General features: G+C 31.8%; 14 protein-coding genes. 5 read left to right on the forward strand and 9 right to left on the reverse strand.

The annotated features are described in order from the left end of the window. Positions 1–23 precede the first annotated feature (23 nt). A complete protein-coding gene (locus tag U0D62_RS06190) occupies positions 24–884 on the forward strand; it encodes an AraC family transcriptional regulator (protein ID WP_322194571.1) in 861 nt (286 codons plus the stop codon). A gap of 190 nt (positions 885–1074) precedes the next feature. On the opposite strand, the gene U0D62_RS06195 is transcribed toward U0D62_RS06190, so the two are convergent. Next, positions 1075–1665: a carboxymuconolactone decarboxylase family protein gene (locus tag U0D62_RS06195; protein WP_322194573.1), complete on the reverse strand. Its 591-nt coding sequence runs from the start codon at positions 1663–1665 to the stop codon at positions 1075–1077. Between the two features lie 129 nt (positions 1666–1794). Here U0D62_RS06195 and recJ point away from each other — a divergent pair, with 129 nt between their 5' ends. Together recJ and U0D62_RS06205 are read left to right on the forward strand one after the other, a co-directional pair. After that, positions 1795–3480 (forward strand): single-stranded-DNA-specific exonuclease RecJ, encoded by a 1686-nt coding sequence (recJ, locus tag U0D62_RS06200; protein WP_322194876.1) that lies wholly within the window; start codon positions 1795–1797, stop codon positions 3478–3480. Between the two features lie 61 nt (positions 3481–3541). After that, positions 3542–3895, forward strand: a complete 354-nt coding sequence (locus U0D62_RS06205) for a hypothetical protein (RefSeq protein ID WP_322194575.1) — start codon at positions 3542–3544, stop codon at positions 3893–3895. Here U0D62_RS06205 and U0D62_RS06210 read toward each other — a convergent pair. The 8 genes from U0D62_RS06210 to U0D62_RS06245 form a co-directional block, all read right to left on the reverse strand. Further along, positions 3888–4820 carry an alpha/beta fold hydrolase gene (locus U0D62_RS06210; protein WP_322194577.1) on the reverse strand — a complete coding sequence of 311 codons (933 nt, stop codon included), beginning with the start codon at positions 4818–4820 and terminating at the stop codon, positions 3888–3890. The genes U0D62_RS06205 and U0D62_RS06210 overlap by 8 nt on opposite strands. Before the next feature lie 231 nt (positions 4821–5051). Continuing rightward, a complete protein-coding gene (locus tag U0D62_RS06215) occupies positions 5052–5681 on the reverse strand; it encodes a hypothetical protein (RefSeq protein WP_322194579.1) in 630 nt (209 codons plus the stop codon). Between the two features lie 34 nt (positions 5682–5715). Next, positions 5716–6165: a 3-oxoacyl-ACP synthase gene (locus U0D62_RS06220; protein ID WP_322194581.1), complete on the reverse strand. Its 450-nt coding sequence runs from the start codon at positions 6163–6165 to the stop codon at positions 5716–5718. A gap of 104 nt (positions 6166–6269) precedes the next feature. After that, positions 6270–6815, reverse strand: a complete 546-nt coding sequence (locus tag U0D62_RS06225) for a dioxygenase family protein (protein ID WP_322194583.1) — start codon at positions 6813–6815, stop codon at positions 6270–6272. Between the two features lie 81 nt (positions 6816–6896). Then, positions 6897–7571 carry a monofunctional biosynthetic peptidoglycan transglycosylase gene (gene mtgA / locus U0D62_RS06230; RefSeq protein WP_322194585.1) on the reverse strand — a complete coding sequence of 225 codons (675 nt, stop codon included), beginning with the start codon at positions 7569–7571 and terminating at the stop codon, positions 6897–6899. A 23-nt stretch (positions 7572–7594) separates the two neighbouring features. Continuing rightward, complete coding sequence (locus U0D62_RS06235; RefSeq protein WP_322194587.1) at positions 7595–8716, reverse strand: NAD(P)/FAD-dependent oxidoreductase; 1122 nt, start codon at positions 8714–8716, stop codon at positions 7595–7597. A 196-nt stretch (positions 8717–8912) separates the two neighbouring features. Then, positions 8913–9320 carry a hypothetical protein gene (locus tag U0D62_RS06240; RefSeq protein ID WP_322194589.1) on the reverse strand — a complete coding sequence of 136 codons (408 nt, stop codon included), beginning with the start codon at positions 9318–9320 and terminating at the stop codon, positions 8913–8915. 132 nt (positions 9321–9452) lie between these two features. Beyond that, positions 9453–11783: a TonB-dependent receptor gene (locus U0D62_RS06245; RefSeq protein WP_322194590.1), complete on the reverse strand. Its 2331-nt coding sequence runs from the start codon at positions 11781–11783 to the stop codon at positions 9453–9455. Between the two features lie 157 nt (positions 11784–11940). Here U0D62_RS06245 and U0D62_RS06250 point away from each other — a divergent pair, with 157 nt between their 5' ends. Both U0D62_RS06250 and U0D62_RS06255 read left to right on the forward strand, forming a co-directional pair. Next, complete coding sequence (locus tag U0D62_RS06250; protein WP_322194591.1) at positions 11941–13239, forward strand: sensor histidine kinase; 1299 nt, start codon at positions 11941–11943, stop codon at positions 13237–13239. Next, positions 13236–13928, forward strand: a complete 693-nt coding sequence (locus tag U0D62_RS06255) for a response regulator transcription factor (RefSeq protein WP_322194593.1) — start codon at positions 13236–13238, stop codon at positions 13926–13928. Before U0D62_RS06250 ends, U0D62_RS06255 begins: the two co-directional genes overlap by 4 nt. Positions 13929–14009: the final 81 nt, after the last annotated feature.

Below are 14009 nucleotides of genomic sequence, written 5' to 3' on the forward strand. Positions count from 1 at the left end.
TTCTAATGAACTTATGACTTAACATGAAAACGAAAACATTACCCTTTGAAATACCAAAATCCTCGACCGATACCCTAATAGTTCAAGAGGATAGAGAGAAAACTTTTTATGATATATTACATAGGCATAAAGAAATACAAATGTCGATTGTAATTGCAGGAGAAGGTAAATTAATTGTTGGAGATAATACTGCTCAATACAATCCAGGTGATATTTTTATTTTTGGAAGCAATACTCCACATGCCTTTAAAAGCGAAGTTTCAAACGAAGAGTCACATAGAATTTCGATCTTCTTTACCAAAGCTTCATTTGGAGATAGTTTTTTTGAACTTAGCGAATTTGAAGAACTATCAGAGTTTTTTAAGAAAGTATCATATGGACTTAGTGTATTATCACATAAAGAAAAATTAAAAAAATTATTTCTTAAGATTATCGAGAGTACCAGTAAATTGAATCGCTTTACTATTTTCCTTAAAATCTTAAACATACTTAATATTGCAGAAACACAAACATTATCTTCATTTGTTTCTAAACAAACCAAAACTAATATTGAAGGAAAAAGAATAGCTAAAGTTTTTCAATCTGTTATGAATGAATTTAATAGGGATTTTTCTTTAGCAGAAGCAGCAAGTTTAGTTAACATGACGCCAAATGCTTTCTGTCGTTATTTTAAACAAAGAACAAATAAAACATTTCTTCAGTTTTTGATAGAAGTACGTATTGAAAATGCTTGCAAACTATTATCCAGTGATGCAGATATTACTGTATTTGAAGCTTCTCTACATAGTGGTTTTAAAAACCTCTCTAATTTTAATCGAAAGTTTAAGGAAATAAAAGGAACAACTCCTTCTAAATACAAGAAGAGTCTATATGCTATGACTTAGTGTAATGTATTGTAAATACAATTACACTAGTTTACAAGAAGTGATGTGTCAGGATACCCCATTGAACCTCAGATTCTGACACATTATTTCAATCAAAATAGAATGATAAAAAAATAAAAAGGCTGAATTCTTTGTTCTTTAACTCAGAATCAGCCTCTTATTTTATAAGTATTTGGTGTTTTGGAAACTTTTAAACGTGCTTTCCTTTTTCCCAACCATGCTTTCCTAAGTATTGCTCTCCAGATTCGATAGCTCCTTCTTCAACAGTGGTTCCCATAGAGTCATTCCATCGATTAAGGTATCCAAATAAAGAAATCACACCTAGCATTTCTACGATTTCACCTTCATCCCAATATTTATATAATTCTTCTTTGATGGTTTCGTTAACAGCATTAGGAATTACAGAAGCAGCAAGCGAGAAATCTAATGCCGCACGTTCTGCATCACTAAAAGCAGGATGTGTTTTATACTCCCAAATATTATCCAACTGTTCTTGCTCTGCTCCATAACGTTCTGCTGCTCTAATTGCATGTGCCTGACAATATCTACATCCGGTAGCATTACTGCTCACCCAAGCAATCATACGTTTTAAAGCAGAAGTTACACGACCTTCGTTAGCCATAACTGCTTTATTAAGATTGATAAATGCTTTAGAAATAGCAGGTCTTCTCTGCATTGTTAGTACAGAATTAGGACAAAAACCCAAGGTCTCATTAAAAAATTCTGCTAGTTCTCTGGTTTCAAGATCGTGATCTGGAGATAATGGCGTTACTAATGGCATATGTATGTGTAATTTTTAAATTTAATTGTAAAATTTTCGGTATGACAAAATACAAAACTAATGACAAATCATGAGGATCAATATGTTTTTTGTACTTTGGAATTTTTAATACCAGAATTTACTTCACGAATGAGATGGACACTGAAACCAAAACCTGATACAACAACGATACAACAACTTGCTGAAGCTCTTAATGTAGATACAATTATAGCATCACTTTTGGTTCAACGAGGTATAGAAACTTTTGATCAGGCCAAAAAATTCTTTAGACCATCTTTAGAAGAGTTACATGATCCTTTTTTGATGAAAGACATGGACAAAGCTGTTCTCAGGATCCAAAAAGCTATTGCAACTAATGAAAATATTATGGTGTATGGAGATTATGATGTAGATGGCACCACTTCTGTTGCTTTAATGTCATCTTATTTAAAAACATTATCCCCAATGATCACCACTTATATTCCTGATCGTTATAAAGAAGGATATGGTGTTTCTTATCAAGGGATCGATTATGCCGATGACAATGATATTAGTTTGATTGTTGCTCTGGATTGTGGAATAAAAGCGATAGAAAAAATCGCATATGCAAAATCTAAAGGAATAGATTTTATCATCTGTGATCATCACCGTCCAGGAGATCAAATTCCAGAAGCAATAGCTGTTCTAGACCCTAAACGTGAAGATTGTGAATATCCTTATAAAGAGCTTTGTGGTTGTGGCGTTGGGTTTAAATTAATTCAGGGACTTGCCAGTAAACAAGGGCAATCTATTGATGATTTATTGCCATACCTGGATTTGGTCGCTACAGCAATTGGAGCAGATATTGTACCCATTACAGGAGAAAACAGAGTGTTGGCTCATTATGGTCTTAAAGTAATCAATTCGTATCCAAGAATCGGTTTTAAAGCAATGATATCACAGATTAAAAAGAAAGTGTTAACCATCACTGATCTTGTATTTATTATTGCTCCCAGAATTAATGCCGCAGGAAGAATGAAACACGGTCTTTACGCTGTTCAATTATTAACCGAAGAAAATTACACATTAGCATTGCAATATGCATCTGAAATAGAGGTATATAACAGCGAAAGAAAAAGCGCTGATAAAACTATTACTGAAGAAGCTCTGGCACAAATAACAACAAATCAAGAAGAAGACAAACACACTACCGTTGTATATCAAGAAGATTGGCATAAAGGTGTGATTGGTATTGTAGCTTCCAGATTAACCGAAACTTACTATCGCCCTACACTTGTTTTTACTAAGAGTGGTCAAAAATTAGCTGCATCTGCTCGATCGGTAAAAGGGTATGATGTTTACAATGCTCTAGAAAAATGCTCTGACCATATAGAGCAGTTTGGAGGGCATAAATACGCTGCTGGATTAACCTTATTAGAAGAGCAATATGAGGCTTTTAAGCAAAAGTTTGAAGAAGTGGTTTCAGATACCATAGATACAACTCTTTTAACACCAGAAATAACTATTGATACTGCTATTGAACTGGACTATATTACTCCTAAATTCTACCGTATTTTAAAACAATTTGCGCCTTTTGGCCCTGGAAATATGTCTCCAACCTTTATGACAGAGGGTGTAAAAGACACAGGGTATGGTAAATGTGTAGGTGCTGATGAAAAACATCTTAAATGCAGAGTTCAAAAAAACGATACTGCCATAAATGCTATTGGATTTAACCTGGGAACAAAACACAATCTAATAAGCAGTGGACAACACTTTAAAATAGCATATGCAATTGATGAAAATGAATGGAATGGAGAGGTATCATTACAACTTAGATTAAAAGATATAAATTAACTTATTTTTATTTAGATTTATTATAAATAGTTGTTATTTTTGAATTAAATAAAGATTCATAATGAGTGCTATAGATAAGATTTACAGTAATGATTTTGGGATTTCCTTCTTTTGGAAAAAGGAGGTGCATTCTCCATCTTCCAAAGTCCAGTTAGTATTTAGAGATATTGGATTTCTCCTTACCCTAAATGAATTAAAGGATTTTTCGGATTCTTGTACATCAACAATGCAATCTCAATGTTGTAGTCAATGCCCAAATCCTGATGGTTGTAAATCCCTACTACTTAGAACTCCTTCTGACAAAATAGATCTTGCCGTAAACACCAAAGAGCTTCAACAGATACAAGAATTAATTAATGGTACTATTTTTAGAATAGAATTAAAACACTGGATTAAGAATGTAAGTCTTAATTAAGGAAATCCAGAATTTTATAGCTGATCTCTTTTGCCTTAGTTTCTTGTATAAAATGCTTTTCATCTACAAAATGAATATCCACTTCGTCCACTTTTAAAGCATTAGTTGCTTTTGTTTGTTGAGGAGGCCATTGCAATATAGTGTCATGAATTCCCCAAATTACTGCTACCGGGATTTCCAGGTTTTCAATAACTAATGAATAATCCGGAAAATAATTACAGGTTCTGGTAAAGAAATAATACATTCCGTGAGTTTTTCCTTCTAACAACGGTGTTTTATACCCTTCTACATCCAGCTCATTAAGTGTATTCTCTTTAAGACCTTCATTAAACAAACTTCGCAACATTTTATTGGTTGTAACTCCATTACGATATGACCACATTGCTGTTCTTGCAAATGCTCCAGGACTCATACGGATTGGAGGATAAAATCCTTCTTCATAAATAAGGGTGTTGAGTACAACTAAATCTTCAATTTTTCCAGGAGCTTGTCTCATCAATTCCCAAGTCCATAATCCTCCTACATCATGCATTACATGAGACCAATATTCTATACCTAATCCATCCATCAGATCCAGCAAACGTTTTGCATGATTTTCTTCACTATATATCTTATACCCATCTGGAGAATCACTAGATCCAAAACCCAACATATCTGGAACGATTACTCTATATCCACCAGCAACTAATGGATCAATCATTTTACGATACAACCATCCAGAAGTAGGAACTCCGTGAAGTAATACAATAGCAGGGCCATTACCCTTATCTATATATTTTATGATACCATCTTTTGTTGGAAAGGATCTTTGTTGCGCTCTAAATTCTGAATAGGTCATCTGCCCTTTTCTGATTTTAACGCTTTGATATGGTTTACACGAAAAAAGTAATACTCCAATAAGAAATAGTAAAGAAAGTTTCTTCATTTGCCCCTATGATTTGTGAGCTAGCAATTTACTCAAAATCATTTTTTTATGCTATCACATTTAACAATTTTAATGTATATATAAATTTTAGACCATTATATATTTAAAAAAGAATAGAATTAGGCGCTTTTGTAATGTTTCTAAACCTGATTTTTGATCATATTATTTCTATATGTTTAGATTAATTATGATCTCTATCACATCGGCAATTGTAATGAAAAACTAAATACATTATTCTAAATCTAAGTAATATAAAGTTTCCAGAAACTTTTTCGATGCTTTTTTCTCTTCTTTATTAGCCTTTAATTCTTTTAAAACTCCAGCTACTTTAATTTTCTTTTCGGGCAATTTCTTAGAACCCTTTGTGTGAGCAATAAAAAAAGTATCGGCAGATGCCTCATCTCTAACTTCATACACGTCATATTTGTCTATCAAAGGAATCATTATAAAAGTAGTAACATTATTTGTGACTACAGGCACCATTAAAAACCCATTAAAATCTGATTTAGATTCAGTTAGTTTTGGAACTCCTGTTATAATTGCATTTGATGATATAATACCTTGGGATTGTGCTTCTGAAGGTAACAAGTATTGAGGTTTGTATTTTTCATAAACCTCTTCTAAATCGTTATCAAGTTTTGAGATTATTACATCTTTTGATTGTTGATCTAAATCGGATATAGATAACTCAAGAAAGAGCATCATCTTTTGCTTATTATTAAATATCCCGCCTACTTTTCCTAGTTCTGCCCCTGATATGATGCCATCTTCGGCTTTGGTAAGTATATTATAAAACCTTCCTCCATTATCAAGAGAGCTTATTGCTTCATTACTACTTTTATAAGGTATAATTTTTTTCATTTACTATTTTATTTATATAAATCTAATGAGTTTTTCAGGCAACTTTTTTTATTAGAATTTTATTTCCATTAAAACTAAAATGATCTCCTTCTTTTTTACCTAATAACAATTTGCCAATAGGAGATCCTGCAGCTATAGCATAATAATCTGTTTGCTCAACCACTAATTTACCAACAGAAATACTTAGAAAATAATTTGCTTGTGATGTTAAGATAATGCTACCTAAGTGAATAGTATTGGAAGAAGTAATATCAATTTTTAACAGGGTTTTCTGTAATTTTTGAGCCTCAGCAAGTTGTTGTCCACTTTTTTCTCGTTCTAATTGTAACATTGCACGACCTGTTTCATGTTTATCCCCAGCAGTACTTTTGGTTTCTGATGTCAATGATTCTTGGATATTGGCTATTCGTTGCTGAATTCGATCAAGACGATCTTGAACAAATTGTTGGCAATGACGGTACAATTCTTCTTTTATAGCTTTCAAAAAACAATTTTAGATTTCAATATATAACAATAGCATTGATTGTACAAATAGTAAAGTCATCGTACATAATTCTATAATACTCTATTATTTTAAAATCATAGGGGTTAAATTTTAGGTAAATAAATGTTTGCGATTCCTTCAAGACAACCATTGTTGTTTTTAAAATCTATATGCCTGAAATCTTCAGCAATAGAGGCGGTTTCATCTATTTTAATCCTAGGGTCATTTTTAAAATAAATGGTGGTTTCTAAAGTCATATGCCCTTTTGCAGAAATTCTGTAATAAAAATGCCGGGCTCTGTATCCATAGATTCCAGGACGAATCGTCTTTATTTTGTAGTTACCTGCATGATCAGTTAGAACATACCCGGATAATGTGGTTTGTACAGGAAAGCATAAATTACCATTGGTATGATAAGCTCCTATATCATCAGCGTGCCAGATTTCGATTTTAGCATTTATAACCGGTTTTTTTTCTTGGGTATAAATCTTTCCGGAGATTATAGTAGGGATTCCAGGGAGGTTTCTAGTATTTAGATTTACTACTTGTGTTATCTCCTGGTTATGATCATCAATATAATTTAATCCATAATAAGGTATTGGGTTATTATTCTCTTTAAAAAAAATGTGGTTTCTCACTGTGTTTTCCATATTAAAGAATTTAAGGGCTTTATATATAAGACGTTTCAACTTTGTTTTACCCTATTTTTTAGAGTTATACTGTTCGAAATTTTATTTGGACAATGAAAGTGATCCATAATTACGCATTTGTTGGAGGATCCACTTTTTCCTTTTTTGCGTATAGGCTGATGGAGGGTCTGCTAAGAACTTCCTGGGATTGGGCAAAATAGCTGCAATAGCTGCAGATTCATCTCTTGTAAGGTCTGATGCTGATTTATTAAACCAAAATTTTGCAGCGGCCTCTACACCATATATACCATCTCCCATTTCAATACTATTAAGATAGACTTCCAGAATACGTTCTTTACTCCAGAAGCTCTCTACCAAAAAAGTAAAATAGCTTTCTAATCCTTTACGTGCCCAACTTCTCTGCGGCCATAAGAAGACATTTTTTGCAGTTTGTTGAGTGATTGTACTAGCGCCTCTCAATCGTTTTCCTGATTTGTGTTCTGCTATTGCCTTTTCAATAGCTTCTTTATCAAAACCTCGATGTTCTATAAATCTCTGATCTTCACTACAAATAACAGCTAGTTGTATGTTTTTTGACATTTTCTGTAACGAAATCCATTGATGTTTTATAACCTGTTTATTCTCAGATTGTAATTTACGTATTCCCATTAATGGTGTTATTGGAACATCTATCCATTTGTAGGCTAATACCCAAATCACGCTACATATCAAAAATACGAGAGTACCTTTATAAAAAAACCGAAAGATCCTTTTCATTCACTATACTTAAACTAATTGAACTATAATAGATCAGCTAATTCTGCACCAACTAAACTACCAATAGCAACGCCCATTCCGCCCAGACGCACTCCACAGAATGTGTTATTGGATATTTGTTTGACAATAGATTTTTTCTGATTGCCAACTCCCATAACGCCACTCCATCGGTGTTCAATTTTAAAATTAGTGTCAGGTAAAATTACTTCACTTAAAATCTCTTCTAATTTTTGCTGTATCAATTCTGTTTGAACCAACTCTGTGGTTTCTTCGGCTTTAAAATCCAGGTTTCTTCCTCCACCAAATAAAATCCTATTATCTATATTTCTAAAATAATAGTATCCTTTATCCAGGTGAAAGGTTCCTTTGATCTGTAAATCTTTAATTGGTTGGGTAATCAGGACTTGTGCACGTGCCGGTTTTACTTCTTGAATACCTAATTGTGAAGCAAAACCATTAGTAGCAATTAGCACTTTGTTTGTAGAGAACGTAAATCGATCTGTTTTTATTTTAACTGAAGTATTAATATCTTCTATTGCCTCCACACGACAATTATTAAACACCTTAATTCCTGAAGCTTGTGCCTTATGTAATAAAGCTTCCATCATCTTTCCGGTATTGATTTGACCTTCAAACCGATTTACAATATATTGTGGTTGTATATTCCTAAAATTAAATGAGTTATCACTAACACTAAAAACATCATCTTTAAAAATAGGTTTTAACAATTGATTGATCTGTTCTTTTTTCGAAAGGCATTTTTCATATAAGTACACATCTTCTTTTGTAAAAAGCTCGTACCCTCCATGCTGTATATAACCAATTTTTTTATCACCTAAATTTTTTCGAAGCAATTGAAGCCCTTCACATCTCTTTTGTACTAATTGTAACACCTCATCCTCATTATGAGAATTTAAATCTTCTAAGATCTCTGATAGACTTCCAAAACAAGCAAACCCAGCATTCTTAGTACTAGCTCCATTGGGTAAGATTCCTCTTTCCAGTACAAGAATCTTAGCCTCAGGAAATTTTTGTTGTAATCGAAGTGCACAATTAAGCCCTACGATTCCGCTACCAATAATGGTAAAATCAATATCAGACAACCATGTTTTATGTTCCCAATAACTAAAATTAACTATACTCATTCGATTAATTTCTCTCAAGATTTAGATTACAATATCAAAAATACATCAAAAAAGGAGGTTTATACATTATTTGTTATCTAATAAAATTAGAGAGTTTTAAAAAGAAAAAGAGACCTAAATCTATATATACAATATAAGAATTAGTCTCTTTTCTGATTTTTTGATTGATAAATGACCTTGGTTGTAATAAGGATATTTATATTCTTTTTAAGGTAAATACCTCTCGTAAAGTTTCATTCATAATATCCTTACTAATTAATCGACCAGACATTTTTCCTTTTTTAGGTTTTCCTCTGAAATCAAACTTTTTATCATTTACCACCACCTCAATGTGTAATTCTTCTCCAGAACAGATTTTGGTAAATGCAGAAAGGTTTGCTTTACTCATATCTGGTATTGAAACCTTAGAAATTAATGTTCCTTTTTGTTCTGATATTTGAATAGTCACTTTTTTAAGATCTCCGTCATATGTAAAATTTCCTTTCCACTCTCCTGTTGCTTCTTTTAAATCCAATGGTTTAGGAGAAGGACAGTGTTGCTGACTAAAACATTGCGTTGTAGCCATAAGAATTAATACGATTAGAATTTTTGCATAGGTTATCATAATTTATTGTTTTTAAAGTTTTATCAAATTAACTGTATATATGAATTCTGTTGGGCTATCCAAATGTCAATGATACCTATCTAAAAGTTAAAAAAGTTAATTAGAAGTTAATTCAGAGGATACTAAAATCCTTTAATCTACTTTACCACTACTATATTTTCTTTGTTTTCTCTGTCTGTTTTTATCAGTGTTTTTACCAAAGGAAAAATTATATTTAAGGGTAAGATATAAGTATCGTGAAAGAGGCTTCCACACTGTTCTTTCTGAAAAACCACTAAGATTACGTTCAAAATCAAACTCTGAAGAATCTAGAATATCATTAACTCTCAATACTGCTTGTCCTTTATTTTCTAAAAAACGCTTACTAATTGCAAAATCAATCCTATAATTTGTTTGTGTTTCTTGTTGAAGGTTTTGTCCTTTAGGATTTATATTTCCATTAAGCTGCACTCCCCAGGTTTTTGCAAACTTAAAATCGTTACGTATTCGATATCGTTGCGAAAATGTATTTGTGTTATTAAATTGCGTTGTTTCAAAATCAGAGAAATAATAATTTAATGAGAAGTTGGTGTTCCACCAGGAGAACCATTTGACTTTTGAGAACAACTCTATTCCGTATCTTTTTGAACGTCCTACATTATCAAAAGTACTGATTAAAAAATCTCCTTCTCTTATAAAAACAAATTGTATAACATCATCAACTTGAGAATAAAAAGCAGATAAATTAATGTCAAATTTTTCGAATTTTCTATTATAATTAACCTCTCCTTTATCAGCAAAAGAAGGGTTTAAAAAAGGGTTCCCTCTTCTTCGACTTAAGTTACCTGTTTCTACAACAAAAGGGTTAAGAGCAAAAATTCCAGGTCTTGATATTCTTCTGGTATAATTGGCACTCAATTCATTTTTCCCTAATGAATAAGAGATGCTAAAAGAAGGAAATAGATTCGTATAATGGTCATCAAATTCTTCCTGATCATTACTGTTGAGATCAATCTGATAATCTTCTAATCGAAGACCTGCTTTTAATTGTACATCTTTTATCTTTTGTTCATACACTACATATGCTGCTAATACTCTATCTTCATATAAAAAATTATCATCAATATTATTATTAGAGCTTTCTATTCTGTTTTGCGTGTTATCCAGATTCTTGAATTCTGTTTTTAAGCCAAGTTCTAATACTTTTCCTTTCTGATTATTTAGATAATAATCTGCGCTAAAAGTGGTTATGGTATTTTCTCTTTTTTGCCGATCATCAATAGAAATATCGACATTTCCTATGGATGATTCTCGTTGATCAAGTGTAAACTCGTTAGGAAAATATGCATAATTAATATCTGTTTCCAGGTAATGATTGTTTCCATTAAACTCTTTTCTATAGTTAGCATTGAGTTCTTTTGAAATATGGTCGTGTAGGTTATTAGAGTTAAATAAAACAGAACGTTCTTCTTCTGTTATCCGATCTTGGATTATTGTATTGGTCGTATTGGTTAATAAATGCCTGTTTTTTGCATAAATAGCAGATAACGAAAAAGTATTTGTACTATCTATAAAAAAATCGATTCCGCTTTTTAAATAATTAACAGTCGCATTATCAAAACCATTTCTTGTTTGCTGATTAATAATTTCTTCTTCTGTTTGCCTAATCGTCTTTGAGTTTGAAGAAAAATAAGGAGCCCTGTAATTGTAATTGGCGTACACATTAACTTTTTGTGTTCTATAATTTGCATTAAGTGTGATATGGTGTCTTTCTGATTCACCAACTCCGGTATTAATCCCTACGTTTCCTCCGTTAGATTTAAGTTTTTTGGTTATGATATTTATTAACCCCGAAACTCCCTCTGCATCATACTTGGCAGACGGATTTGTTATAACTTCAATCTTTGTTATAAGATTAGCAGGGACCTGAGCAATAATATCTGCAGAAGATAATGTGGATCGTTTACCATCAATCATAATAATCACATTGGTATCATTTCTTAAACTTACATTACCCGACAAATCAACATCAACAGATGGTACTTGTTGTAAAATATTTTCTGTAGAAGCTCCAGCAGCTAATAAATCTTTACCAACATTAATTATACGTTTATCTCCTTTAAACTCAATTGTAGTTTTTTCTGCCGTAACTAACACCTCTCCTAATTGTTCTTCATTATTATGTAGTTGTATATCAATTGTTGTAGACATATTATAATCTACTTGTATAGAGGCTGTATAATCCTGATATCCCAGATAATTTATCTTTAATACATAAGTACCTTCTTTAATATCATTAATCTCAAAATACCCTTGATCATTACTAATTGTAGTATACATCACTTGTTTTTCCTTTAAAAGAATAACATCTGCCCATCCTATTAGTTCTTTGGTTTTATGATCGGTGATTGTTCCAGAAATCTTACTTTCTCCATAAGAAAACCAATAGCAACATATTAATATAATAGTGAGTTTTATTTTCATGATTTTTTAGTTTACAGCAAATTAAGAGGAGAATAAGACAGGTTTGGGTTATTGATAACTCAATGGATTTCATCAAAAAGTTAAAAGAGTTAATGAGAAGTTAACCGATATTAGGTTTTAGGAATGAATAGTATATTGCATATTATAAACCAGATTTATGTATCTGAATAAGAGAGTTATAACCGCCGTTATTGTTGCAACCTTACTATCACTTGTAGGTTTGATTATCATCCAAGTACATTGGATTAATAAATCTATTGAAACCAATCGACAGGTATTTCAACAAAAAATTGATCTGGCCGCTAATATTACTGGAGAGCTTTTTAGAAAAGATCATAAAGCGCCAATGGCCATTCATAACGCTATTGTTTCATCTGATCCAGATGAGGAAAAAATCGATCAAATTATCACTCAATTTATTGATTCTTCTTTTGAGCAATGCAACCTTCCGTTAACCTATACTTATGGTATATATAAACACGGTTCTGGTCAAAACAATATTTACCTGGCAGGAAATACTGATCAAGAAATAATTGACCTATCTCAATGTTCTAAAAAAGAAGATCGAAACTATGGTTGGACTCGCTTAACGTGTAGTATGGGATATGGAGAACATAATAGTTATCATTTGGCTATTTTTCCATCTTTTAATAGTTATATTTTTAGTGAGATTAAAGGCACCTTATTAACTTCTATACTTTTTATTTTATTAATTCTATTTGGTTTTTTCTATACCATTATTACCATACGAAAACAAAAGCGCTTATCCGAGGTAAAGAACGACTTTATAAATAACCTCACTCACGAATTCAAAACACCTATTTTTAGTATTAGCCTAGCATCAAGTGCTCTGCGAAAAAGTGTAGGTACTAATGAACCTGACAAAATACTCAGCTATGTTGATGTAATTGATCATGAGGGTGATCGTTTAAAAAACCAAGTAGATAAAATTCTGGAGTTATCTCTTTTGGATTCTAAAAAATATACAGTCGACAAAAAAAAGATCGACCTAATAAGTATTATCAAGAATGTAATTGACAGTTTTGAAATGCTTTTAAAGCAAAAAAATGGAACTATACAATATCGATCTAATACTAAAGAAGTAGAGGTAGTAGGTGATGAAATTCATATTACCAATGCTTTTTATAACCTGGTTGATAATGCTATTAAGTATACCAATAGAGACCCTATTATTTTAATTGACATTGAAACTTCAGCAGATTGCATATCTGTTTCTTTTCAAGATAATGGAACCGGAATAAAAAAGGAGCAACAAAAATTAATATTTGATAAATTTCATAGAGTTACAAAAGGGAATATTCACAATGTAAAAGGGTTCGGGATTGGTTTGAGTTATGTAAAGGAGATTGTAGAAGCACATCGCGGAAGTATTACACTTAATAGTAAGTTAGGAAAAGGAAGCACATTTATAATTAATTTACCCTTACTTTCATGAAGGCAATTGCAAAAATTTTATTAGCCGAAGACGACAAAAACCTGGGATATATCTTAAAGGAATATTTGTCTATGCACAATTTTGATGTAACCTTAACCTGTAATGGTAAAGAAGCTCTGGAATCATTTAATAATAATAGTTATGATTTATGCATCTTAGACATTATGATGCCCGTTTTAGATGGATTTTCAGTAGCGCAAGAAATAAAGAAACGAAAGCAAGAAACCCCATTAGTATTCTTAACTGCCAAAACTTTAAAAATTGATAAATTAAAAGGATTTAAGATTGGAGCAGATGATTACATTGTAAAACCTGTAGATGAAGAAGAGCTCATTGCAAGAATACATGCTATTTTAAGAAGAACTTCAAATACTATTAATGAGGATAATACAATTCATTTTCAATTAGGAGAGTATTTCTTTGATTATCGCAATCAGTTATTAACTTTTGAAGATGATAAACAACAACTTACTGCTAAGGAAGCGGATATTTTAAGAGAATTATGTATCCAGAAAGGGCAAATCCTCGATAGAAAAAAAACATTGAATACATACTGGGGCGAAAACGATTATTTTAACAGAAGAAGCATGGATGTATTTATCTATAAACTTAGAAAATATTTAAGTAAAGATACTTCTGTTCATATCAAAAATGTACACGGTAAAGGCTTTATTCTTGATGTCGATTAAGTCGCTATATAAGAGTTATGTAACAACCTTTATAAACTAGGGCGCAGACCCTAAATTTCTAAATCTTTCTATAATCAGTAG

This window comes from Aquimarina callyspongiae, assembly GCF_034322225.1.
Lineage (GTDB): Bacteria > Bacteroidota > Bacteroidia > Flavobacteriales > Flavobacteriaceae > Aquimarina.

Excerpts from the sequence above, each read along its gene's own strand:
- U0D62_RS06190 (WP_322194571.1), top strand. The coding sequence starts at position 24 with ATGAAAACGAAAACATTACCCTTTGAAATACCAAAATCCTCGACCGAT.
- U0D62_RS06195 (WP_322194573.1), bottom strand. The coding sequence starts at position 1,665 with ATGCCATTAGTAACGCCATTATCTCCAGATCACGATCTTGAAACCAGA.
- recJ (WP_322194876.1), top strand. The coding sequence starts at position 1,795 with ATGAGATGGACACTGAAACCAAAACCTGATACAACAACGATACAACAA.
- U0D62_RS06205 (WP_322194575.1), top strand. The coding sequence starts at position 3,542 with ATGAGTGCTATAGATAAGATTTACAGTAATGATTTTGGGATTTCCTTC.
- U0D62_RS06210 (WP_322194577.1), bottom strand. The coding sequence starts at position 4,820 with ATGAAGAAACTTTCTTTACTATTTCTTATTGGAGTATTACTTTTTTCG.
- U0D62_RS06215 (WP_322194579.1), bottom strand. The coding sequence starts at position 5,681 with ATGAAAAAAATTATACCTTATAAAAGTAGTAATGAAGCAATAAGCTCT.
- U0D62_RS06225 (WP_322194583.1), bottom strand. The coding sequence starts at position 6,815 with ATGGAAAACACAGTGAGAAACCACATTTTTTTTAAAGAGAATAATAAC.
- mtgA (WP_322194585.1), bottom strand. The coding sequence starts at position 7,571 with ATGAAAAGGATCTTTCGGTTTTTTTATAAAGGTACTCTCGTATTTTTG.
- U0D62_RS06235 (WP_322194587.1), bottom strand. The coding sequence starts at position 8,716 with ATGAGTATAGTTAATTTTAGTTATTGGGAACATAAAACATGGTTGTCT.
- U0D62_RS06240 (WP_322194589.1), bottom strand. The coding sequence starts at position 9,320 with ATGATAACCTATGCAAAAATTCTAATCGTATTAATTCTTATGGCTACA.
- U0D62_RS06245 (WP_322194590.1), bottom strand. The coding sequence starts at position 11,783 with ATGAAAATAAAACTCACTATTATATTAATATGTTGCTATTGGTTTTCT.
- U0D62_RS06250 (WP_322194591.1), top strand. The coding sequence starts at position 11,941 with ATGTATCTGAATAAGAGAGTTATAACCGCCGTTATTGTTGCAACCTTA.
- U0D62_RS06255 (WP_322194593.1), top strand. The coding sequence starts at position 13,236 with ATGAAGGCAATTGCAAAAATTTTATTAGCCGAAGACGACAAAAACCTG.